At 69.2% G+C, this 21,297-nt stretch carries 19 protein-coding genes and 1 pseudogene; 15 read left to right on the top strand and 5 right to left on the bottom strand.

Features of this window, described 5'->3' with window-relative positions; genetic code table 11:
• The 9 genes from secY to rplQ all read left to right on the top strand — a co-directional run.
• Positions 1-1,309 (top strand): preprotein translocase subunit SecY (secY, locus tag V7E05_RS04120; RefSeq protein ID WP_333618406.1); only part of this gene is annotated, 1,309 nt, incomplete at its 5' end.
• A 100-nt stretch (positions 1,310-1,409) separates the two neighbouring features.
• Complete coding sequence (locus V7E05_RS04115; protein WP_333618405.1) at positions 1,410-1,955, top strand: adenylate kinase; 546 nt, start codon at positions 1,410-1,412, stop codon at positions 1,953-1,955.
• A gap of 22 nt (positions 1,956-1,977) precedes the next feature.
• Positions 1,978-2,775, top strand: coding sequence for a type I methionyl aminopeptidase (gene map, locus V7E05_RS04110; protein ID WP_333618404.1), 798 nt, complete (start codon positions 1,978-1,980; stop codon positions 2,773-2,775).
• Between the two features lie 202 nt (positions 2,776-2,977).
• The gene (infA, locus tag V7E05_RS04105) at positions 2,978-3,199 is read left to right on the top strand and encodes a translation initiation factor IF-1 (RefSeq protein WP_003886926.1); all 222 of its coding nucleotides are present in this window, start codon (positions 2,978-2,980) and stop codon (positions 3,197-3,199) included.
• 174 nt (positions 3,200-3,373) lie between these two features.
• Positions 3,374-3,742, top strand: a complete 369-nt coding sequence (rpsM, locus tag V7E05_RS04100) for a 30S ribosomal protein S13 (RefSeq protein WP_333618403.1) — start codon at positions 3,374-3,376, stop codon at positions 3,740-3,742.
• Positions 3,742-4,149 carry a 30S ribosomal protein S11 gene (gene rpsK, locus V7E05_RS04095; protein ID WP_333618402.1) on the top strand — a complete coding sequence of 136 codons (408 nt, stop codon included), beginning with the start codon at positions 3,742-3,744 and terminating at the stop codon, positions 4,147-4,149. The genes rpsM and rpsK overlap by 1 nt, the downstream gene beginning before the upstream one ends.
• A gap of 23 nt (positions 4,150-4,172) precedes the next feature.
• Positions 4,173-4,778: a 30S ribosomal protein S4 gene (rpsD, locus tag V7E05_RS04090; protein WP_333618401.1), complete on the top strand. Its 606-nt coding sequence runs from the start codon at positions 4,173-4,175 to the stop codon at positions 4,776-4,778.
• A 111-nt stretch (positions 4,779-4,889) separates the two neighbouring features.
• Positions 4,890-5,924, top strand: a complete 1,035-nt coding sequence (locus V7E05_RS04085; RefSeq protein WP_333618400.1) for a DNA-directed RNA polymerase subunit alpha — start codon at positions 4,890-4,892, stop codon at positions 5,922-5,924.
• Between the two features lie 88 nt (positions 5,925-6,012).
• Positions 6,013-6,540 carry a 50S ribosomal protein L17 gene (gene rplQ, locus V7E05_RS04080; protein ID WP_333618399.1) on the top strand — a complete coding sequence of 176 codons (528 nt, stop codon included), beginning with the start codon at positions 6,013-6,015 and terminating at the stop codon, positions 6,538-6,540.
• Between the two features lie 222 nt (positions 6,541-6,762).
• Here the strand turns inward: rplQ and V7E05_RS04075 are convergent, their stop codons facing one another.
• Positions 6,763-7,455, bottom strand: a complete 693-nt coding sequence (locus V7E05_RS04075; RefSeq protein WP_333618398.1) for a metal-dependent transcriptional regulator — start codon at positions 7,453-7,455, stop codon at positions 6,763-6,765.
• Between the two features lie 5 nt (positions 7,456-7,460).
• Entirely contained in the window at positions 7,461-8,801 is a 1,341-nt protein-coding gene (locus tag V7E05_RS04070; RefSeq protein ID WP_442891589.1) for a sodium:proton exchanger, read from the bottom strand.
• A gap of 618 nt (positions 8,802-9,419) precedes the next feature.
• Here V7E05_RS04070 and asnB point away from each other — a divergent pair.
• The 5 genes and pseudogenes from asnB (at position 9,420) to V7E05_RS04045 (ending at position 15,088) form a co-directional block, all read left to right on the top strand.
• A pseudogene (gene asnB, locus V7E05_RS04065) lies at positions 9,420-11,084 on the top strand (asparagine synthase (glutamine-hydrolyzing)).
• 51 nt (positions 11,085-11,135) lie between these two features.
• On the top strand, positions 11,136-11,951 hold the full coding sequence (locus V7E05_RS04060) for a dienelactone hydrolase family protein (protein ID WP_333618396.1): 816 nt from the start codon (positions 11,136-11,138) through the stop codon (positions 11,949-11,951).
• Positions 11,952-12,117: 166 nt separating this feature from the next.
• On the top strand, positions 12,118-12,711 hold the full coding sequence (locus V7E05_RS04055) for a hypothetical protein (protein ID WP_333618395.1): 594 nt from the start codon (positions 12,118-12,120) through the stop codon (positions 12,709-12,711).
• A gap of 127 nt (positions 12,712-12,838) precedes the next feature.
• The gene (gene truA / locus V7E05_RS04050) at positions 12,839-13,762 is read left to right on the top strand and encodes a tRNA pseudouridine(38-40) synthase TruA (RefSeq protein ID WP_333618394.1); all 924 of its coding nucleotides are present in this window, start codon (positions 12,839-12,841) and stop codon (positions 13,760-13,762) included.
• A gap of 240 nt (positions 13,763-14,002) precedes the next feature.
• Entirely contained in the window at positions 14,003-15,088 is a 1,086-nt protein-coding gene (locus V7E05_RS04045; RefSeq protein WP_333618393.1) for a DUF695 domain-containing protein, read from the top strand.
• 22 nt (positions 15,089-15,110) lie between these two features.
• On the opposite strand, the gene V7E05_RS04040 is transcribed toward V7E05_RS04045, so the two are convergent.
• On the bottom strand, positions 15,111-16,580 hold the full coding sequence (locus V7E05_RS04040; RefSeq protein WP_333618392.1) for a hypothetical protein: 1,470 nt from the start codon (positions 16,578-16,580) through the stop codon (positions 15,111-15,113).
• A gap of 56 nt (positions 16,581-16,636) precedes the next feature.
• Between V7E05_RS04040 and eccB the strand changes: the two genes are divergently transcribed.
• A complete protein-coding gene (gene eccB / locus V7E05_RS04035) occupies positions 16,637-18,067 on the top strand; it encodes a type VII secretion protein EccB (RefSeq protein WP_333618391.1) in 1,431 nt (476 codons plus the stop codon).
• A gap of 73 nt (positions 18,068-18,140) precedes the next feature.
• Here the strand turns inward: eccB and mycP are convergent, their stop codons facing one another.
• Positions 18,141-19,553 carry a type VII secretion-associated serine protease mycosin gene (gene mycP, locus V7E05_RS04030; protein ID WP_333618390.1) on the bottom strand — a complete coding sequence of 471 codons (1,413 nt, stop codon included), beginning with the start codon at positions 19,551-19,553 and terminating at the stop codon, positions 18,141-18,143.
• A complete protein-coding gene (gene eccD / locus V7E05_RS04025; RefSeq protein WP_333618389.1) occupies positions 19,553-21,040 on the bottom strand; it encodes a type VII secretion integral membrane protein EccD in 1,488 nt (495 codons plus the stop codon). The genes mycP and eccD overlap by 1 nt, the downstream gene beginning before the upstream one ends.
• Between the last annotated feature and the right edge of the window lie 257 nt (positions 21,041-21,297).

Below are 21,297 nucleotides of genomic sequence, written 5' to 3'. Positions count from 1 at the left end.
GGCGTCCGCGTTCAAAGACCGGGACCTGAGGAAAAAGATCCTCTTCACCCTCGGTCTGGTGATCCTTTACCGGATCGGCGCGCAGATCCCATCGCCCGGCGTGGACTACCCCACGCTGCGCACGGCGCTCGACTCGGCGATGGACAGCGGCCAATCGCAGCTCTACTACCTCGTCAACCTGTTCTCGGGTGGCGCTCTGCTGCAGCTCTCGGTCTTCGCGATCGGCATCATGCCGTACATCACCGCGTCGATCATCGTGCAGCTGCTCACGGTCGTCATCCCGTACTACGAGCAGCTCAAGAAGGAGGGGCAGTCGGGTCAGGCGAAGATGACCCAGCACACCCGCTACCTCACCATCGGCCTGGCGGTGCTGCAGTCCTCGGGCATCGTCGCGCTCGCCGATCGCGGTCAGCTCCTCGGCAACGGCCAGTCGGTGCTCGTCGACAACAACGTCTTCACGATGATCACGATCGTCATCGTCATGACCGCTGGCGCAGCCCTCGTCATGTGGTTCGGCGAGCTCATCACCGACCGTGGTGTCGGCAACGGCATGTCGCTCCTCATCTTCGCGGGCATCGCCGCCCGTATCCCGGCCGAGGGCGTGCAGATCTACCAGAACGCCTCGTCGGTCAAGTTCGCCGCCGTCATCGTCGCGGTGATCATCATCGTCATCGCCGTCGTATTCGTCGAGCAGGGGCAGCGGCGCATCCCGGTGCAGTACGCCAAGCGCATGGTCGGCCGCCGCCAGTACGGCGGCACCACGACCTACCTGCCGCTCAAGGTCAACCAGGCCGGCGTCATCCCGGTCATCTTCGCCTCGTCGCTCATGTACATCCCCGTGCTCATCACGCAGCTCGTGCAGGATCCGAACAACCCCGGCGACGGCTTCTGGCAGACGCAGGTCATGTCGCGCCTCAACGACACGTCGAGCGCCGCGTACATCATCCTGTACTTCGCGCTGATCATCTTCTTCGCCTACTTCTACGTCGCGATCCAGTTCGATCCGATGGAGCAGGCCGACAACATGAAGAAATACGGCGGCTTCATCCCCGGCATCAGGCCCGGCCGCCCGACGGCGGAATACCTGGGCTTCGTGCTCAACCGCATCCTCCTCTTCGGTTCGCTCTACCTCGGCATCATCGCGGTTCTCCCGAACCTGTTCCTCGACATGGGCAACGGCGGTTCCGGGATGCAGAACATGCCGTTCGGTGGCACCGCGGTGCTCATCATGGTCTCCGTCGGCCTCGATACCGTGAAGCAGATCGAGGCGCAGCTCATGCAGCGCAACTACGACGGCATCCTGCGCTAGGCAGCGCACCGAGCTGGCCGCCGGCCAGCCGATCCACCCAAGCCTCCGGCAGCCGCGGCCCGGCCGCGACCCGGCATCGAACAACGAAAGGTCCACCACCATGCGCATCGTTCTCGTGGGTCCCCCCGGCGCCGGCAAGGGCACGCAGGCCGCCCTCCTCTCGGAGAAGCTCGGCATCCCGCACATCTCCACCGGCGATCTCTTCCGCGCCAACATCTCGGAGAACACCGAGCTCGGCAAGCTCGCCAAGAGCTACATGGACGCCGGCAACCTCGTTCCGTCGGAAGTCACCAACCGCATGGTGTCCGAGCGCATCTCTGAGGGCGACGCGGCCGAGGGCTTCCTCCTCGACGGCTACCCGCGGAGCGTGGACCAGGCCGACGCGCTCAAGGAGGTCCTCGCGGAGAAGGGCCTCGAGCTCGACGCCGTCCTCGAGTTCGACATCGACGACGACACGGTCGTCGAGCGCATGCTCGCCCGCGGCCGCGAGGACGACACCGAGGACGTCATCCGCAACCGCATGGAGGTCTACCGCTCGGAGACCGCCCCGCTGCTCGACTACTACGACGGCAAGGTCGTCAAGATCGACGCCGCCGGCGAGGTCGACGAGATCTCCAAGCGCGCCGTCGCGGCGCTCGGCCGCTAGCGAAGGCCGGCAGGGAACCCGCATGTTCGGACGGAGCCGCAAGCCGATCCCGGCGCGCACCGCAGGTGAGCTCGACGCGATGGAGGCCGCCGGCCGCATCGTCGGCGACGCGCTCGTCGCGGTGCGCGCGGCCGCCCGCGCGGGCGTGAGCACCGCGGAGCTCGACGCCCTCGCCGAAGAGACCATCCGGGCGGCCGGCGCCATCCCGTCCTTCAAGGGATTCGAGGGTTTCCCGGGATCCATCTGCGCGTCCGTCAACGACGTGATCGTCCACGGGATCCCGTCCTCCGCCGTCATCCTGGGAGAGGGCGACCTGGTCTCGATCGACTGCGGCGCCATCCTCGACGGCTGGCACGGCGATTCCGCGTGGACGTTCGGCGTGGGGGAGCTGTCCGCTGCAGACGCGGCGCTCAACGACGCGACGGCGCAGGTCCTCTCCGAGGGGCTCGAGGCGATGCTGCCCGGCAACCGGCTCACGGACGTCTCGGCGGCCCTCGAGGCCGCGACCCAGAAGGCCGCGGACGATTTCGGCATCGAGCTTTTCATCGTCGACGGATACGGCGGACACGGCATCGGCCGCTCGATGCACGAGGATCCGTACCTGCCCAATGAGGGTCGCCCCGGTCGCGGCCCGCAGATCGCGGAGGGCTCCTGCCTCGCGATTGAGCCGATGCTCGCCGCCGGCACGGCCGCGAGCACGGTGGATTCCGACGATTGGACTGTCCGCACCGCGGACGGCTCTCGAGCCTCCCACTGGGAGCACACTGTCGTGGCGACGGCCTCCGGACCTCGCATCCTCACCCCCCGCCCGGAGCGCTGACCTCCACGGGCGAATTGGCCCGCCCCGCCTGCCTGGGTTAACATAGAACGTCGGTATGCCCGTCCTCGGGCATGTCGGACCGGTTGCAGCTCGAAAACGGTGCTTTACCTGCTCTTTTATTCTTTTGCGGGTTCGCGCGAGCTGCACAACCTATCAACCTACAACCACGGTGGCCTCGGGCTGCCGGGGAAAAGCGGAGGATATGGCCAAGAAGGACGGAGCCATCGAGGTCGAGGGCCGTGTCATCGAGCCGCTGCCGAACGCAATGTTCCGGATCGAGCTCGAGAACGGGCACAAGGTTCTCGCACACATCAGCGGCAAGATGCGGCAGCACTACATCCGCATCCTGCCGGAGGACCGCGTCGTCGTGGAGCTCAGCCCCTACGACCTCTCGCGTGGTCGCATCGTCTACCGGTACAAGTAAGCACCGCGAGAAGAGATATTCCCAGCACCAACCGCAGGGCTCCCAGGAGACCTGCGGGCCACCCCCGGACGCGGAGGCCGGGGCCCGAGGGCCGTGCACATCGAGAGATGTCCATTGCTCGTCGGGACGGGCGGGGAACAAACCTACCGCAGAACATGTAAAGGACCGCACCACATGGCACGCCTTGCCGGCGTAGACCTCCCCCGCGAAAAGCGGATGGAGATCGCGCTCACCTACATTTTCGGCATCGGTCGTACTCGCGCCAAGGCGATCCTCGCGGAAACCGGCATCAGTCCGGACCTGCGTACCAAGGATCTCACTGACGAGCACATCACGACGCTTCGCGACTACATCGAGGGCAACTACAAGGTCGAGGGTGACCTCCGCCGCGAGATCCAGGGCGATATCCGCCGCAAGATCGAGATCGGCAGCTACCAGGGCCTGCGCCACCGCCGCGGACTCCCCGTCCGTGGTCAGCGCACCAAGACCAACGCCCGTGGTCGTAAGGGACCGAAGAAGACCGTCGCCGGAAAGAAGAAGTAATGCCTCCTAAGTCACGCGCTGCGGGCCCGAAGAAGACGGGTCGCCGCAGGGAAAAGAAGAACATCGCTCAGGGCCAGGCCCACATCAAGAGCACGTTCAACAACACCATCGTCTCGATCACCGATCCGCACGGTGCCGTCATCGCCTGGGCTTCCTCGGGCAACGTCGGCTTCAAGGGATCGCGTAAGTCCACCCCGTTCGCCGCGCAGCTCGCCGCCGAGAATGCCGCGCGCAAGGCGCAGGAGCACGGGATGAAGAAGGTCGACGTCTTCGTCAAGGGTCCGGGTTCGGGCCGCGAGACCGCGATCCGTTCGCTCCAGGCCGCCGGCCTCGAGGTCGGGTCCATCTCTGACGTCACCCCGCAGCCCCACAACGGAACCCGTCCGCCCAAGCGGCGTCGCGTCTAAGCGGGAAGGAGAGGTAAGAACACATGGCACGTTATACCGGCCCCGCTACTCGTAAGTCGCGTCGTCTGCGCGTCGACCTCATCGGTGAGGATCAGGCGTTCGAGCGTCGTCCCTACCCGCCCGGCCACCACGGCCGCGCCCGGGTCAAGGAGTCCGAGTACCTGCTCCAGCTCCAGGAGAAGCAGAAGGCTCGCTTCACCTACGGCGTCATGGAGAAGCAGTTCCGCCGTTACTACCAGGAGGCGAACCGCCGCCAGGGTAAGACCGGTGAGGTCCTGCTCCAGATCCTCGAGTCGCGTCTCGACAACGTCGTCTACCGCGCCGGCCTCGCGCGCACCCGCCGCCAGGCCCGCCAGCTCGTCGCGCACGGCCACTTCCTGGTCAACAACCAGAAGGTGACCATCCCGAGCTACCGCGTCTCGCAGTACGACATCATCGACGTGCGCGAGAAGTCGCTCGACATGCTGCCGTTCGAGGTCGCCAAGGATGCTCTCGGCGAGCGTCCGGTCCCGGCCTGGCTCCAGGTCGTCCCGACCAACCTCCGAGTCCTCGTGCACCAGCTGCCCGAGCGCGCTCAGATCGATGTGCCGCTCTCCGAGCAGCTCATCGTCGAGCTCTACTCGAAGTAGTACCCCCTTGTCGACGGCGGTCAGCGGCACCTTATCCGGTGCCGTCACCGCCGCTCGTCGGCAGTCCACCGGCGTCAAATAGCGGACGCCGTATACCGAAAGAGGTAGCACATGCTCATCTCCCAGCGACCGACCCTCTCCGAAGAGGTCATCGCCGAGAATCGCTCGAAGTTCACCATCGAGCCGCTCGAGCCGGGCTTCGGGTACACCATCGGCAACTCGCTGCGCCGTACGCTGCTGTCGTCCATCCCGGGCGCGGCGGTCACGAGCATCCGTATCGAGGGCGTTCTCCACGAGTTCACCACGGTCCCGGGCGTCAAGGAGGATGTCACCGACATCATCCTCAACCTCAAGGGCCTCGTGGTCTCCTCGACCGAGGACGAGCCCGTCACGATGTACGTCAAGAAGCAGGGCCCCGGCGCCATCACGGCCGCCGATATCGTCCCGCCGACCGGTGTCGAGGTCCACAACCCGGATCTCCACATCGCGACCCTCAATGACAAGGGCCACCTGGAGATCGAGCTCGTCGTGGAGCGTGGCCGCGGCTACGTCCCGGCGGGGATGAACGCGGGCGGGGACCAGGAGATTGGCCGGATCCCGGTCGACTCCATCTACTCGCCCGTGCTCAAGGTCAGCTACAAGGTCGAGGCGACGCGCGTCAACCAGCGCACCGACTTCGACCGTCTCGTGCTCGACGTGGAGACCAAGAACTCCATGGCGGCGCGCGACGCTTTGGCGTCGGCCGGCAAGACGCTCGTCGAGCTCTTCGGCCTCGCTCAGGAGCTCAACGAGGAGGCCGAGGGCATCGAGATCGGGCCCAGCCCGGCCGAGGCCGACCACATCGCCTCCTACAGCATGGCCATCGACGAGCTGGACCTCTCGGTCCGGTCCTTCAACTGCCTCAAGCGCGAGGGCGTCCACACCGTCGGCGAGCTCGTTGCTCGCAGCGAGTCGGACCTGCTCGACATCCGCAACTTCGGTCAGAAGTCGATCGACGAGGTCAAGATCAAGCTCTCCGAGCTCGGCCTGTCCCTCAAGGACGCTCCTCCCGGATTCGACCCCGCCTCGGTGCAGGGCTACGACCCGGAGACCGGCACCTGGACGGACGAGGGCGGAGAAGACTACGCAGAGACCGAGCAGCTCTAACTCACTGCACAAGCACCCCGCTCACCCCGGGTCGTAGGCCGTAACTCGGCCACAAGACGGTCCGGGGTTCCACTAAGGAGAAAACGACATGCCCAAGCCGAAGAAGGGCGCACGCCTCGGCGGGTCGGCTTCGCACCAGAAGCTGATTATCTCGAACCTCGCGACCCAGCTGTTCGAGCACGACAAGATCCGCACCACCGAGACCAAGGCGAAGCTCCTTCGCCCGGTCGCGGAGAAGCTGATCACGAAGGCGAAGCGCGGCACCCTCGCGGACCGCCGCAACGCCGCGAAGATCGTTCGCGACAAGGACGTGCTACACAAGCTGTTCGCCGAGATCGGTCCGCGCGCCGCGAACCGCGACGGCGGGTACACCCGCATCGTCAAGATCGAGAACCGCAAGGGCGACAACGCGCCGATGGCGATCATCGCGCTCGTCACCGAGGAGACCGCCTCCACCGAGGCCTCGCGCGCCACCCGCGCCGCGGCGTCGAAGAAGGCCGCCGAGGAGAAGTCGACCGAGGAGAAGGCCGCCGAGACCGCCGCGGAGCAGGTCGACGCGACGGACGCCACGGTTGTCGAGGCCGATGCCGAGGCCACCGAGGACGACGCCAAGTAGTACCGCCACGCGGGACCGAGCGCTGAGCTCACCCCACGAGGCACACCGACTGCGGGCGCCTCGCCCCTCCCATGAGGAGGGCGAGGCGCCCGCAGTCTATTTCTCGGTAGCACGAGGGGAGAAGGTGGGCCCGCCAGAGCGGTTCGCGCAGGGGAAGGGTCAAAGGAGCGTCTGTGACGGCGGAGGCCCGGGAAACCCGTCGGTGGCCGGGCCCGCGGACGCTCAGCCGCCTGCGTCGGCCTGCTCGTCCGGACTGATCCGGATAGCCGAGGCCACGGCGACGGGGATATCGCGGCCTGTGCCGTCAACCCGGATGGACACCGTTCCCACCTCCGGGAGGTGCGCGACGATCTCCACCTGCGCGCCGACGTGGACGCCGAGGCTCGAGAGGTAGCGCACGACCGCGGGATTGCCGTCGCGGACGCGGGCCACGGTACCGGCGGTCCCCGCGGCGAGCTCGGGCACGGCCGCGCCCTGCTCGCCCGGGATCTCCCCGTTCTCGGACGGGATGGGGTCCCCGTGCGGGTCGTGGGTGGGGCGGCCGACCGCGGCGTACATCGCGTCGAGGACGAGCGGCGAGACCGCGTGCTCGAGCACGTCGGCCTCGCCGTGCACAACGTCCTGGCTCAGACCCAGCTTCTCGAACAAATAGGTTTCGATGATCCGGCGCCGGCGCAGCACCCCGAGTGCGATCTTGCGGCCCGCCGCGGTGAGCGTGATGCGACCGTACGGCTGGTAATCCAGGTAGCCCTCGTGCGCGAGCCGCTTGAGCGTCGAGGAGACGGTGGACGCCGTGACCCCGAGGACGGCCGCGAGGTCCCCCGTGCTCGCCGCGTCGTTCCATTCCTCGTCCTTGTAGACGGCAGTGAGATAGTCCTCGGTGACGCTGGAGATGCTGGAAACGCTGGAGAGCATGCGCCTCATTCTTCCACGGAGGCAGGAGCCCGGAGCTCGCCCCGGGGCTTGGCAGGAGACCTACTTGGGAGCATGTCCCGGCCCATCTCGCCGAGCGCGGCGAAGGTCGGCCGGATATCGGCGCGATGCCACACGAGCAGGCCGACTGCGATCGCCGCGTGGATCACGGTGAGCACCCAGCGACCCTCCGTGCCCGTGACGACGAACTGCAGGGCGAACAGGGCCGCGAGCGCGATTGCTGCATATCGGTGGAAACGCAGTGAGATGAGAATCGCCACGCCGAGCAGCGCCTGCGAGGCGGTGAGCGAGAACTCCTCGATCTGCCGCCCGTCGAGGGGGAGTTCCGTGTCTCCGCCGCCGAGGAGGTGCGCCACGGGGAGCGATCCGACGAGCAGGCTCCACTGGTTGATCTTCGAGGCGATGAGCGTGCCGATGGCGAGCGCACCGCGGCCGCTCAGCGCGAACAGCGCGGCGACGATGAACTCTGGGGATTCCGACGCCAGGGGCGCGAGCCACTGTACGAGGAAGTACGGGTCGATTCCGGTGCTCGTGCCCGTGGCGACGAGAGATTCGGCGAAGGGTTCGGCGGAGGCGAGGATCACGCCGGCGGCGACGACGAAGAGAACGCCGACGAGCCAGCGCCGAGCGCGGCGGGGCAGCAGGGCGATCTCGGCTGCAAGGGAGACGAAGTCCTCCTCCTCGTCGGCTTCCGAGCGGGAGCTCGACCACAGGTACGCAATAAACGCGGCGATGAGCACGATGCCGAACCACAGCGGGATCGCGCCGGTTATGGGGATGAGCAGCGCGATGATGGTGAGCACGGCGAGGACGGCGACGTCCTTGCGCACGGAGGCGGGCAGGTGGAGCGCCTTGGGTGCGCGGAGCTTCTCGGGTCGTTCGGCACCGTCGGCCGGCCCCTGGCCGGTGGGGGCGGTGGCGGAGGTGTCCCCGGCCTTCGCTGTCAGGAGGAATCGGCGCGCGGCCCACAGCGAGAGGAGCACGACGAGCGGCCAGCCGAGGCCGAGGAGGAGTCGGTTGGAACCGTTCATATTCGCGGCGGCGAATGGCAGGTAGGCGGCGTCGGAGCCGGAGCGGAACGCGTAGTAGAGGTCGACGGCGTACTCGGGGAGCACGGCGACGAGCGCGAGGAGCGACACCGCGAGGGGGCCGGAGATGTCCTTGCGCGCCGCATCGGCGGCCCACGCGAGCGCGAATGATGCGGCGACCACGGCTGCGCCATAGGCGAGGAGCGCCACCGGGGCGGGCACCTCGGCGCCGGAGATGCGGAGCACCAGCGCGGGGATAGCGACGGCGAGGCAGATCGCGAGGCCGCGGACGAGGCGCATAGGCTGCGCGGGCGCGGGCGCGGGCAGCGGCGAGGCTGCGGACTGCGTGCCGCTCTTGGTACTCGCGGCGGACTCGGTCGCCGAGGCTGTGCCGGCCTTCGCCGTCGGGGGAGAGGGACGCGATGTGTTGGTGTCGATCACGGTCGGCCTTCCTGTCGTGCCCGCACTTCGGGCCTGGCAGAAGGTCTCGCTCGCCTCCGCCGGCCATGGGGCCTGACGGCGGAGGTCCGGGCGCCGGGAGGACGTCGGAGGTCCTCCAGTGTGTCGACGCGACGGCTTCGGGGTTCTGCACGACCACGCTTCCGCGCGGGCGCACCGAACCGAGGTGCATTGGGAGCTACTCCCCTTCGTCGCCGACGATTGTTCGCCGCGCTGATCGGGTGTGTCTACGGGCAACGAATTGTTGGAGCGTCCACATTCTCGGATGTGGCTACGAAGCATGCAGCTTGCAGGGCTTTTGCTAAGTGCGCGGCCTATCTTCCCTTGCCAAAAGGACGTCCCCCGTCAGGCCAAAACGGAGTGGTAGACCGTACGGGAATCTAGATAGAGCACCTAAATATGTATTGATTGCGGGCGGCTCGGGCGAGGCGCTCCGCCGCCCGCGGAGGAGGTTTGCCCATGTTCGGAATCGTCGGATGGGTCGGGTTCGAGCACGACATCAGGGAGAAGCGCGCGCTGGTCGAGGAGATGACCGCGACGATGCGCTACCGCGGCCCCGATGATTCGGGAACGTACGTCGACGCCCACGTCGGGTTCGGCCACCGGCGGCTCGCGCTCATCGACCTGTCGGGCGGGCGTCAGCCGATGTCGGTCCCGACGCCGTCCGGCGACGTCGCCATCGTCTACAGCGGCGAGTCCTACAACTTCCGCGAGCTGCGCGCGGAGCTCGCGGGGCTCGGCCACTCGTTCGACACGGACAGCGGCACAGAGGTCGTTCTCCACGGCTACCTCCAGTGGGGCGCCGCGGTGGCCGAGCGGCTCAACGGCATGTACGCCTTCGCCGTGTAGGACGGCCGCTCCGAGGAGCTGGTCATGGTCCGCGACCGGCCCGGGATCAAGCCGTTCTACTTCGCCGAGACCCGCGACGGCGTGATCTTCGGCTCCGAGCCCAAGGCGATCCTCGCCAACCCGCTCGTCCCGCGCGAGGTCGACATCGCCGGGCTGCGCGAGCTCTTAGCCATGGCCAAGGCTCCGGGCCGGGCTCTGTGGAAGCACATCCGCGAGGTCGAGCCGGGCAATGTCGTCACCGTCGGGCGCGAGGGCGTCCGCACGCGGACGTACTGGTCGCTGCCCTCCCACAGGCACGCCGACGACCTCGACACCACGGTGTCGCGGGTCGGCGAGCTCATGGAGGACATCGGCGACCGCCATCTCATCGCCGACGTGCCGCGCTGCGAGCTTCTCTCCGGCGGGCTCGATTCGAGCGCGTTCACCGGGCTCGCCGCGAAGGACCTCGGAAGGGAAGGGGAGGCGCTCAACAGCTACTTCGTGGACTTGGTGGGCCAGGTGGATGCCTTCCGGCCCGACGGCATGCGCGACACCCCGGATTCGCCGTTTATCCGCGAGGTCTCGCAGTTCGTGGGCTCCGCCCACACCGACGTGGTCCTCGACTCCGCGCAGCTCACCGACCCCGCTGTGCGCCGCGCCGTGATTGCCGCGCGCGACATCCCCGCGGGGCTCGGCGACATGGACACCTCGCTGTACCTCCTGTTCCGTTCGATCCGCGAGAAGTCGACCGTTGCGCTCTCCGGCGAGTCCGCAGACGAGGTCTTCGGCGGCTACCGGTGGTTTTTCGACGAGGGCGCCCGCAGCTCCGACACTTTCCCGTGGACGGCGTTCGCCGGGACGGAAATGCAGGACCGAGCAGGGATCCTCCGCCCAGAGTTCGCGAGCTCGCTCGACATCGACACCTACATCGCCGACGAGTACGCGACCGCCGTCGCAGCCGTCCCCACCATCGCCGGCGAGACCGAATCGGACCACCGGATGCGAGTGATCTGCAATCACCACCTCGCCCGCTGCGTGCGGATGCTCCTCGACCGGACGAAGAGCCCATACCCCTCGACCCAGGACGTTGCCTACGCACAGGCCTTTCAGGCCCAACTCTCCGAGGTCCTCTCCGGGGACGGCCCGATGCTCGAGATCGTCGACCGCGACGCCGTGGCCCGCCTCGCCAAGGCCGCGCCCGGCGAGATCAGCGGCGAGGCGCGCAACCAGATGGACAGGGCTCTCGACCTCTACCACTGGTTCGACATGTACTCCCCGGAGCTCGTGCTCGGCTAGACCGCGTAATGCCCGTCCGGCCGGGCGCCGCACCCGGTAGCGTCTCTGTCCATGGCTGACGACGACCTCCGCGATTTCACGGCGGAAAAGCTCGAGTTCTCCGGCAGGACGCACCAGGTGTTCCGCTCGGGCGATGGGCCGGCGGTTCTCGTGCTCTCGGAGGTCCCCGGGATCACTCCCGCTGTTGCCGGATTCGCGCGGCGGCTCCGGGACGTGGGCCTGTCCGTCGTCATGCCGGATCTGTTCGGTCTGGCCGGGCGGGATCCCAATCCGCCGGCCCACGGCGCGCTCGGTACGGCGTGGTACGAGGCGCGCACCGCGGTGCAATTGTGCGTGAGCCGGGAGTTCACACTCCTCGCCACCGGGCGCAGTTCGCCGGTGGTGTCGTGGCTGCGTGAGCTCGGCGCGTACGAGCACGCGCAGTGCGGCGGCCCGGGGATCGGGGTCGTGGGGATGTGTGTGACGGGCGGGTTCGCGCTGTCGATGGCGGTGGACGATCGCGTGCTCGCACCGGTGTTGTCGCAGCCTTCGCTGCCGGTCGCGGTGACCCCGAAGCGACGGGCGAGTATCGACATCTCGGACGACGACCTCGAGGTGGTGCAGTGGCGCTGCGCCGCCGGTCTCGAAGTGCTGGGCCTGCGCTTTTCCAGCGACCGTTTCGTGCCCGACGAGCGGTTCGCGTTCCTGCGGCGGAAGCTCGGCGACGCGTTCGTGGCCGTGGAGCTCGACGATTGGGCGGCGAATCCGAACGCGCTGATTCCTCCGCATTCCGTGCTCACCGAGCACCTCGTGGACGATCCGGGGGAGCCGACGCGTAATGCTCTCGACACGGTCCTCGAGCACCTGCGCGAGCGGCTGCTCGGCTAGGCGTAGGCGGTAACAGTTGTTGCGCAAGTGATATCGGAACGCGTCTGTTCCTGTACCTCGCACTCTTAGAATCGGCTGTGATCGATCGAGCAGTTCCAGCATTGCGCCGGACCGCACGGAAGTCATACCGGAGGGCCGGCGCTCACCGGAAAGGACATGGTCCGCTATGCGCTCCGCCAAGATCGTCACAACACTCGCCGCAGGTTTCCTCGCCGTCGGTGTCGTCTCCTTGCCCGTGATCGCCCAGGCCCAGGAACAGGCACAAGTACCGGCACAAGTGCCGGAGCAAGCCGCAGACACCGGCTCGCTCGGGGACGCCGGTACGGGTTCCGCAGACGGCACCGCCGGGATGGGGTCGAGTGACCCGAAGCTCGGCTCGACGGGCATCCGCGTCGCCGATCTCCCGGAGATTCCGGCGCTGCCCGCCCTCCCAGGCATGTCCGATCCCGCCTCCGAAGACACGGTCCTCGTTCCCGTTCCTCCGGGATTCGTCGCTGCGGACCTGCCGACGCTCCCGCTTCCATACGTGTGGGAAGGTACGCCCGCGCCCGAGCGGATCACCCCGGCACGCCCCGACGAGCCCGTGATCGGTGCGGTCGACTGCGTACCGGGCTCGGTCGGGTGCGCACCGAAGGTCCTCGACAAGACCATCGATCACTGTGCGACCGCCGAGGACGGACTCGAGGCGCGTGGGATGACGTGGTTCACCGACGGCACCACCGGCTACACCGAGCGCTGCGCCGCCGAGTTCTTCGGATAGCCCGTCCGGCCCGTGGGGCGGCCCGGCCTGGTTCGGGCCGGCCCGCGTCGGCATGGTCACGGACCCGTTCGGCCCAGCTCAGGCAGGACGTCGGGCATGACGGCGGTGGTGTAAGTTCACCCGTGCCATGACTGCCACCACCCCAGCCCCGAGCTCGCCGCCCGAACCGGGCGCCCTGCGGCGGATACGTCTCGATATCGCGTACGACGGCACTGATTTCTCCGGGTGGGCCCGGCAGCCGCAGCAGCGCACAGTATGCGGGATCCTCGAGCAGCAGCTCGCCCTCGTGCTGCGCCACCCTGTCCTGTTGACGGTGGCCGGGAGGACGGACGCGGGCGTGCACGCCAAGGGACAGGTGGCGCACCTCGACGTGGACCCGGCGTGGCTCGACCAGCGCGGAATAGACGGCGAACCCCGGAACCTCGTGCGCCGGCTGGCGCGGCTTCTCCCCGAAGACGTGCGGGTCACCGATGCGCGCTGGGCGCCGCCCGAGTTCGACGCGAGATTCTCGGCGCTGCGCCGTCATTACGAGTATCGGTTGAGCACCGCGGAATGGGGAGCGGACCCCGTGCGGGCGCGCGACACCGCAGCGTGGTCGCGGCGCGCGGAACTCGAGACGGTGCGCGATGCCTCGGCGGGACTCGTGGGGCTCAATGATTTCGCGGCGTTCTGCAAGTACCGCGAGGGTGCGACCACGGTCCGCTCACTCGAGGAATTCTCGTGGCGGGTCGAGGCGGACGGCGTGTGGACTGCGATCGTGGTCGCCGACGCGTTCTGTTGGTCGATGGTGCGCTCGCTGATCGGCGGCGTGATGAGCGTGGGTGAGGGGCGGCGAACGCACGCGTGGCTCCTCGGTTTGCTGGCGGAGCGCCGGCGGTCCTCCGCAGTGCCCGTGGCGCCGGCGAAGGGGCTGTCACTTGTCGGCGTGGACTACCCCGCAGATTCCGAACTCGCCGCCCGCAACGCCACGACCCGCGAGGTGCGCGGCCCCATTCCGCCGCCGGATCGGGTCGTCGACGCGCCCGGCAGCGCGGCGGGGGATGATTCTTAGGTTTACTCCAAGTGCGGATCTGACCTGCGCGTATGTGGGCCAAGGGTGGGTGCCCGCTTTCGTCCTCGCGGCGTGCCTGTGGCCAAATCCCTACAGTGGACGGCGTAAGGCCGACCGGTTGATCCGCTTCGTTTGAGGGGTCCCGCGAGGCGAGTCCACGACGATGTCCGGGCCAGCCGGCGCGTGCGAGAGAGGCACGTAGCGCGACTCCCAGGACGATGCCGCAGGGGGTGGGAATCCATGGATCAACCGAAGCGCGACGCTCCGGGTGCATGGGCTGCCACGTCGCGTGCGGATGCTCCCGTGGATCTCGACGGCGGTGCCTCCGGGACGCCGAAGAAGATCGCCGATTTCTGGGCATGGTGGTGCTCGGGCGGCGGGCAGCGGATCGCGAAATTCCTCGGCCGCGGAAAGCGCCGGGACGTCGACAGCGCGCTGAATTCCCTGATCGCCGGCATTGATCCGCGGCTGTCCTGGCGAGTCGATCCCACCCTCGCCGGGCTGCATCGCCTCACCGTTACGGCACAGGGGCATCCCGAAGCCCGCTGCGTCGCCCGCCGATGGCTCCTCGCCGCCCCGGAAAACGACCCGAACTGGCGTTTCGCCGATCTCCTCGGCCCCAGGGACGAGCGCACGATCTCTTTCGAGGGGGTCGATGTCGAGCTCGAGGACACGTGGGTGAGCCTCTTCGGTTTCGGTACCGCGTTCCGCGCGGCAGTCTCGCATCCGCTCATGGCCGGGTTCGAGCCCGCGGACCGTCCGCGCCTCGCGCGTGCCCTCCTTGAAGCCGCGTGCGGAGAGGCCGCGGTGGAGCACTGGATCGCGCAGGTCACTGTCACCGAGGTGGTGTCCGAGGACGCGGTGCAGCTCCACGAGGTCGCCGTGGCGCTCGTCGAGCTGTCCATCGAGAACATGTCCGCCGAGCTCGAGCCCTCGTGGCGGGTGCTGCAGGGGCGCCTCGACGGTAAGCAGATGGTGGCGATGGCGCGGGTGCCGCTCGTGCCGCTCGTCCGGCCCGAATGCGACAGGCACGTGCAGCTCGACGTGCCCTATTCCGATGATTCTGCCGGCGGCTACCCGGGCCCCGATTCGCTTCCGCAGCTCCAGGATTTCGAGGATTCCCTCGCCGAGCTCGTCTCCGCGAACGGCGAGTGCGTGGCCTCGGAGACCGTTCCCGGGATGCGGCGGCTGCACTTCTACACCGATTCGCTCTCGCCGGCCGCCGCCGCGCTCGTCGACGCCGCGCACGGCTGGGGCCAGGGCGAGGTCTCGGTGAGTACGGAGCTCGATCCCACGTGGCAGGACGTCGCGCACCTGCGGGCGTAGCTGCGGGCGCTTTACTGCATTGCTACAGAAGTAGAGTGCGTTGCGCTGTGGGTGCTTCCCTGCCCTTGGCGAGAATGTCGGTCTCCGCTGGGTGGTCGACCATTTGGACGGTGACGGCGTCGCTGGGCAGCGCCCCCGACGTGCGGACCGCCAGCGATAGCCACCCCTCGACGCGCCCGTCGACAATGAGGTCCGGATGCTCGGCGAGCTCCGCGGCGAAGCGGCGCTCGACGTCTTCTGGCTCCCCGGCGAGCACGATGCCCAAGGTGGGGCAGTGTTTTTCGGAGTGGAGCAGGCCCGGTGGGGGCTCGGCGGTGTCCCAGAGCAGGAGATCGCAGTCGGGCGACCGGCGCCCTGGGACATGCCACGAGCTGGACAGGCCGAGGGCAGGGCCGAATCCTGTGCCGATTGCCGGGCTGATTCCCGGTCCGAAACCTGGGCCGAATCCCGGCCCGAAGGCCGTAGTCCCGGAATCGCCGGAATAGAGCACCTCGACGCCTGCGACGTGCTCCGGCCCCCGCCAGCGATCCGGGGTGTCAGTGACGACGGTGACCCGCCAGCCGAGTGCGGCAACGCGGAGCACGAGCCGGTGCGTTGCGTCGATCGAGGCTGCGATAACGACGCGCGAAATGTGTGGGCCGCAGAGGTCGAGGCACACGGCGCGTCCGGCGGAGTCGGCGCCGAGGATCGGCCCGGCGCCCTGAGACGGAGGGGCGATTGCCGGCTCCCGCGGGTCCGTTAGCAGCCGCGCGTGGCGGCGATCGGACGCGGTATCGCCCCACTCTGCGCGGACCTTCTCGGTCTCTCCGGAGCGTAGTTCTCTGGCGGCGAGGCCACGGTGCCGGAGCGAGCCGGCGATCCTGAGCCCGAACAGCTTGACGGCCTCGTCCACCGTGCCGCTTCCCGCGCCGAGCGCGCGGACGTCGACGGTGACTTCGAGGACGTGGACCCACCTGCCGGTGTAATCGAGGGCGCCGATGATTTCCTCGTAGGCCGCGGCCGCTTGCGCCGCTTGCGCCCCAGAATCCAGTGCGCTGCGCCGAGCAAAGCCCCATAGCGCCGCACGGTCGGCGACGCCGGCCGTTGCGCCCGCCGTGCCGAGCTCGGGAAGCTCCGCGACGCAACGGACATCGAATGGTGCGATGTCTCCGCCTCCCTCGACCTCGATGCCATCCGCAGCGACGCGGGTGATCCGGTAGCGGGAGGATCGGAGCTCGAAGGCGATGCGTCGCAGAGGTGAGCGTGGGTCCTCCGGGGCAAGAGGGGCTCCGCCGGCGACGATCTGATCCGGGGTCGGTTGGGCATGCGCGAGACGACGGCGATAGAGGAGCGCGGCAGCAGCGAACGACCCCCAGGTGGCGAGCGGCGCGGTCGCAGAAATGGGGGCGTGCGCCGTCAGAGACAGAGCCAAGGCCGCTACGCCTGAGAGCGCGAGAAGCGCGGCGAGGGTGGCAATCGGGGCGCGATGTAGCGCCCCCACGAAGGAGGACATGGCCGGTAAGTTACCGCCCGGAATCGCGTTGTTGGGTGCGCTACATGGAGGTGGGCATGCCGCTACGGCCGACGTCTTCTGAGCAGGTCGACGGGCACCGTTTCGTAGTGCAGCGCGCGCGGAACGCGGCGGTGGGCGCGGACATCTCGGAGAGAGCGGATCGGCTGCGCACGCACGCGCGGGCTGCGTGGGGAGGAGTCGCGTTCGGCGCGGTGCTCCTCGCGGGGGCGGGAGTTCTCGCGTTTGTCCGGCCTGCGCCGGATCTCACGGGCGTGGCCGCTGTGCAGGTCAAAGAGTCTGGTGCGTTGCTCGTCTCCGTCGAGGGCACGTGGCATCCGGTCCCGAACCTCGCCTCGGCGCGCCTTATTCTCGGGCAGCCTGTCGAGCCGGAGCGGGTGCCGGGGAGAGCGGTGGAGGGGACGCGGCGCGGTCCGAACCTCGGGATGCTCGGTGCACCGGCGCTGCTTCCCAGCCACGGCGGCCAGAGTACGTGGATGGTGTGCGACACCGAGATCGCCGAAACCGGCGGGCTGGCGACCTCGGTGGTGGCCCTCGAGGGCGGGGCACCGGAATCGTGGCCGCGCGATGCCGCGGCGCTCGTGAGCGACTCGGGACAGGGCTGGCTCGTCGCGGACGGGCGCAGGTCGCGGGTCGATCTCGGAGATTCCTCGCTGCTCGACGTGCTCGGGCTCTCGGGTTTCCCGCGGCGGGTGATGTCCGCAGCGGCGCTCGAACTGCTTCCGGAGAATCCTCCTCTCGAGCGTATTTCGGTGCCGAGGGCGGGGGAGCCTGCTCCGCTCGGGCCCTCGGGGATGCGGATCGGCGAAGTGTTCGACATGCCCGCAGCGTCCGGGAGCGAGTACTACGTGGTGCTCTCCGAGGGAGTGCAGAGGCTGGGCGCCGTCGCCGCGGACCTCCTGTGGGCCACGGGGCCGAGCGCGGCCTCTCCGGTCCTGCGGACGCTCGCGCCTTCGCAGGTCGGGGCCCCGGTGGTCGATGTACTTGCGCTCGATCATCTGCCGGTGGCCAGGCCGCGGCAGGCGCCGGCGGCGAAGCCGTTGACGTGCACGTGGTGGAGCGGCGGCGAGGACGGTATCGCGCGCAGCGGAGGCGTGGTGTCGGCCGGGTCGATTGCCGAGGTTGCGGCCACGCCGCTCACGTATCCATCCTCGGCGGACGGGCCCGGGCTACGCGTCGACGCCGTCTCGCTTCCGCCCGGCGGCATCGTGGCTTGGCGGGCAGGGAGTTCCGGGGTTGCGGGGGAGGAATCGGCTGTGGTGATCACCGATGGAGGGGTCGTGCACGACGTCCCGGATGCGGAGTCATTTGCGGCGCTCGGGCTTCCCGAAGCGAGCGGCACCATTCCCTCGCGCCTGGCGGATCGGCTTCCCTCGGGCCCCGCGCTTCGCTCCGAGGCCGCCCGAGTTGCATTCGACAGCGTGGAGCCGGCGCTGGCCGATCCCAAAGCTCTCGAATCCCCAGGCTAAGCGATCCCGGTCTGGGCGGGGCGACGGAGGGTTGGATTGGCGGAGATCGAGCTCGAGAGGGCGATCGGCGGTGTCAGGCGGCGCCGTTTTTCGATGTCTGACTCCCGAGCCTTGCCCGCGAAAGCAGCGCGAAGAGACCGGCGCCGAGTACGGCGATTGCGGCGGCCGCCCCGATCGCGGCCGCCGTCGAGGTTCCGGCGGGCTGCGCCGCTGCGCCAGTGGGGATCGAGGCCGCGACAGGGGCAGGATCCGCAGCGCGGAGCCTACCGGGCGGAGCGGTGAGCGCGGCGAGCGGATCGACGATGCCGGCGCCGATACGCAGGTCGTCTCCGCGGCCGACGGCGGTGTCCGTGATCCGCTCGTAGACCTGCGGGGCGGTAAGCGCCGGGAAGCGCTCGCGGATCAAGGCCACGAGGCCGGCGACAAGAGGAGCGGCGAAGCTCGTGCCCTCCAACGGGGCGGCTGCACCGCTCGGCTGGACCACGGCATCGGCGAGCTCGCCGCCGACCGCATCGGCACCCGGATCGCGGATACCGAGTGAGGTGAGCCCCTCTCCAGGCGCGGCGACGTCGACCCAGGGCCCCGGCAGGCTGAACTCGGCGGCTTCTCCCTCGCGCCCCACCGCGCCGACAGTGAGCACGAGCTCGTCGTACCAGGCGGGAACGGCGAGGGTCTGCACGGCATCCAGGGAGTCTCGGCTCGACGGGCCGCCGCGCCCGGGGAACGCAGGGTTTCCCGTGGCGCACGCCCCCTCGATATTGCCCGCGGCGGCGACGATCGCCACATCCCGCTCGAGCACCGCCGTCTCGATTGACGCGTGCAGCGGGCCGTCGTCGAGCGGGGTGCCTGCAGGGACGCACGCGATTTCCGAGATGTTGATGATCCGCGCTCCGGAATCCACGGCCAGGTCGATCGCGGTGGCCAAGGTGCGCAGCGTGCCGGCGCCCGCCTCGCTCCCTGAGCCGAGCGGCGTCTCAACCGTGGTCGGGTTCGTGGCGTCCCGGGGCCGAGAAAATTTCGCGCTCGACTGGCGGATCGATACGAGCGAGGCGCCGGGCGCGACGCCCGCGAAGCCGTCCGCGCCTGGCACCGCCGCGATGAGCCCGGCGATGAGCGTGCCGTGGGCGTCGCAGTCCGAGAGCCCGTCCCCACCGGCGACGAGATCACCGCCGCCGGAGAGCTGCGGCAGCCGCGACGATGGGCTCACGCCCGTGTCGATTACGGCAATCGTTTGTCCCGCGCCGTCTGCGAACCTCCACGCATCCCGGATGCCGAGCCGGTCGAGGTGAGCGCCAGGCGGGCCCGCGGAGCCGGAAGCCCACGTCACCGAGCACGCCTCGCGCTGCTCGAGGCCGCGGGCCGGCGCCGGCGACCGCCCCTGGCTCTGTGCGTCCGCCGGTACCGGAGCAGCGGCAAGGGCCGCGACAGCGACGCACGCGCACATTGCGAAGAAGCCGCTGCGGTCCGGGAGGATCGAACGTCGCATCAGCTGCGGACCGCCTCGACCACTCCGGCGGCGCACAGCGCGAGCGGCGGGATCGCACACGTGATGAGCACGTCGAGCACGTCGACGACGCGGCGGACCGAGGGCGAGAAGCCCGTCGCGGGGACCCACCACCCGCAGGCGGCGACGACGGCCACGAGTACAACGACGAAGCCGGCGGCCGCGACGGTCCACTCCGGCGATTCGGGGCGGAGAAAGGCGGCGAAGGGAAGGGCCAAGGCGGTGACGATGCCCGCCGTCAGGCAGCACAACCCGCACAGGCGGGAGGGCACCGTCCGGACTCGGAGGAGCAGCCACGCGGCTGCGGCGAGTATCCACGCCCCGCCCCATGGGCCCGGGCCGGCGGGAGAAATCGCGAGCACGAACGCACCGCCGGCGATCGCCACCGCCGCGCCCGCAGTGCCCGCGACGAGGACGAGCGCGATGCGGTCCTCGTACGTACGCACCTCGTCCATGCCGAACGGATCCGCGGTCGCATCCCTCTCTGCGGTGGACTCGGGCAGCGGGAACCGCGACAGCGCGAGGGCGAGGGTGGGCGCCGCGAGCATCACTAGCCAGCCGGCCGTCCCCGCAGCGACGGCGAGTGAGGCGCCCGGGATCGATCCCCATAATGCCGCCGCACCGCTTGCCGCGTAGAGCGAGGCGAGGCAACCCGCAGTGGCGAACGCGGCGAGCTCCGCGCGCTGGCCCTCGCGGCTCGCGAGCAGTGAACCGAGAACACAGAGAATGACGGCGGTGCCCGCACCCGCGAGGACATGCGGCGCGCCCGGCAGGCCCGGGACCAGCGCCGCGGCGGCCACTCCTACGGCGAGGTTCGCGCACGCGACGCCCGTGAGAGCCGTCCACGGGGACGCGCCGTTCGCCCGCGTGGCCGCCATGTAGACGAGCGCCGCCACGGCCGTGCCCGCGCCGATCCCGGCCGACGCCATCGGGGCCCCGGAGAACAGGGCAGTAAAGGCGAGTGCGAGCAGGCCGGCGGACAGGAGACCGACCGCCGCGGAGGCGAAGCGGCGAGCGTCCCCGGCGCTCCATACGGAAGAGCGTGCCGCGGCGGAAACCCCGGCGAGAGAGTCGTCCCACAGCGGCTCCGGCGAGGGGATCGGGGGCGCATCGAGCACCAACGTCGATCCCTCGGCGACGCGGGACTCCGAGAGCGAGCTCGTGGAATCGAGTACGGCCCCGCCGAGCCTGGCGAGCTGCCATGCTCCGTGCGGCCCGGGCCCGCACAGCACCTCGAGGATCGAGGTGTCCAGTGCGGAGCGGGAGCGCGCATGCTCGGCGAACATCTCGGCGACCTCGGGGATGAGCGCCGCGACGGGCTCGTGCGCCGGGAGCGAGAGGTCGACGCGGAAGCGGCCACAGAGGAGCGACAGCCGCAGCGCGTGCCCGGGCGCGACGCCGAAGGCGGAGGGATCAGGGGCGTCTGGCGCCGGCAGTACTGGTTCCTCGATATCGGGAAGGACTGCCATGCGCTCGACTCCTCGTTCGGGGCTTTCGATCTGTTCTGTGTGGTGGGTCGGTTCGGTGTTCCACTCGGTCTGCCGTTGGACGTCTGCCGTTTGGCGTGAGCCGAGCGTCCGGGCGAAAAGTAGCGCCCCCACACGCGGCCGGAGCGGGCCTAGCATCCTTCCCGGAAGCCGGGGAGTGCCGTTCTCCGACCCGGGAACATCTAACAACGCATGGCGAGCCCCATGGGGGCGCTACTTTTCGCCGGGGTCGAAGAGAG

The sequence above is a fragment of the Dietzia sp. genome (genome assembly GCF_036741115.1).
Lineage (GTDB): Bacteria > Actinomycetota > Actinomycetes > Mycobacteriales > Mycobacteriaceae > Dietzia.
The sequence above is the reverse complement of the archived record's forward strand: the minus strand, read 5'-3'. Positions and strand labels throughout refer to the sequence as shown.

Coding starts and splice junctions, on each gene's coding strand:
- infA (WP_003886926.1), top strand. CDS start 2,978: ATGGCCAAGAAGGACGGAGCCATCGAGGTCGAGGGCCGTGTCATCGAG.
- V7E05_RS04040 (WP_333618392.1), bottom strand. CDS start 16,580: ATGTCCTCCTTCGTGGGGGCGCTACATCGCGCCCCGATTGCCACCCTC.
- V7E05_RS04070 (WP_442891589.1), bottom strand. CDS start 8,801: ATGCGCCTCGTCCGCGGCCTCGCGATCTGCCTCGCCGTCGCTATCCCC.
- map (WP_333618404.1), top strand. CDS start 1,978: ATGTTCGGACGGAGCCGCAAGCCGATCCCGGCGCGCACCGCAGGTGAG.
- rpsK (WP_333618402.1), top strand. CDS start 3,742: ATGCCTCCTAAGTCACGCGCTGCGGGCCCGAAGAAGACGGGTCGCCGC.
- V7E05_RS04085 (WP_333618400.1), top strand. CDS start 4,890: ATGCTCATCTCCCAGCGACCGACCCTCTCCGAAGAGGTCATCGCCGAG.
- eccB (WP_333618391.1), top strand. CDS start 16,637: ATGCCGCTACGGCCGACGTCTTCTGAGCAGGTCGACGGGCACCGTTTC.
- V7E05_RS04060 (WP_333618396.1), top strand. CDS start 11,136: ATGGCTGACGACGACCTCCGCGATTTCACGGCGGAAAAGCTCGAGTTC.
- rpsD (WP_333618401.1), top strand. CDS start 4,173: ATGGCACGTTATACCGGCCCCGCTACTCGTAAGTCGCGTCGTCTGCGC.
- mycP (WP_333618390.1), bottom strand. CDS start 19,553: ATGCGACGTTCGATCCTCCCGGACCGCAGCGGCTTCTTCGCAATGTGC.
- V7E05_RS04115 (WP_333618405.1), top strand. CDS start 1,410: ATGCGCATCGTTCTCGTGGGTCCCCCCGGCGCCGGCAAGGGCACGCAG.
- eccD (WP_333618389.1), bottom strand. CDS start 21,040: ATGGCAGTCCTTCCCGATATCGAGGAACCAGTACTGCCGGCGCCAGAC.
- V7E05_RS04075 (WP_333618398.1), bottom strand. CDS start 7,455: ATGCTCTCCAGCGTTTCCAGCATCTCCAGCGTCACCGAGGACTATCTC.
- V7E05_RS04045 (WP_333618393.1), top strand. CDS start 14,003: ATGGATCAACCGAAGCGCGACGCTCCGGGTGCATGGGCTGCCACGTCG.
- rplQ (WP_333618399.1), top strand. CDS start 6,013: ATGCCCAAGCCGAAGAAGGGCGCACGCCTCGGCGGGTCGGCTTCGCAC.
- rpsM (WP_333618403.1), top strand. CDS start 3,374: ATGGCACGCCTTGCCGGCGTAGACCTCCCCCGCGAAAAGCGGATGGAG.
- V7E05_RS04055 (WP_333618395.1), top strand. CDS start 12,118: ATGCGCTCCGCCAAGATCGTCACAACACTCGCCGCAGGTTTCCTCGCC.
- truA (WP_333618394.1), top strand. CDS start 12,839: ATGACTGCCACCACCCCAGCCCCGAGCTCGCCGCCCGAACCGGGCGCC.